This is a genomic window from Halomonas borealis (assembly GCF_004798905.1).
Lineage (GTDB): Bacteria > Pseudomonadota > Gammaproteobacteria > Pseudomonadales > Halomonadaceae > Halomonas > Halomonas borealis.
In genome coordinates this window covers 1-313 of record NZ_SDMO01000044.1, presented here as the reverse complement: position 1 = coordinate 313, position 313 = coordinate 1, and the positions used below count along the sequence as shown (strand labels likewise).

The 313-nt window shown below is 64.5% G+C and carries 1 protein-coding gene; it reads right to left on the bottom strand.

Annotation, left to right across the window (positions count from 1 at the left end; all coding sequences use genetic code 11):
* The coding region (locus ETC07_RS15705) for an Ig-like domain-containing protein (protein WP_205742567.1) at positions 1-313 on the bottom strand (313 nt) is incomplete at both ends.

Below are 313 nucleotides of genomic sequence, written 5' to 3'. Positions count from 1 at the left end.
GGTCAAGCCAACGCTGGCCTCAACGCCATCGGCCAGCTCACTGGCGTCGATGGTGCCGTCAGCGGCCTCGGCAATCGTCAGCGTCGGGGCGTCGTTACCGTCATCACCGCCCGGGCTGGTGGTATCCACGCTGAACTCGACAGCGGGAGATGACACCGCCGAGCTGTTACCGGCGGCGTCAGTGATCACCGCCGTGACGCTATAGTCGCCATCTCCCAAGGCATCGCTCGGAATCTCGACGTTCGCGCTGCCGGCGGTGACGTCCTCGGGCGTGACGGTGTAGGTCACGTCATCGACATTATCGATGCTCAGG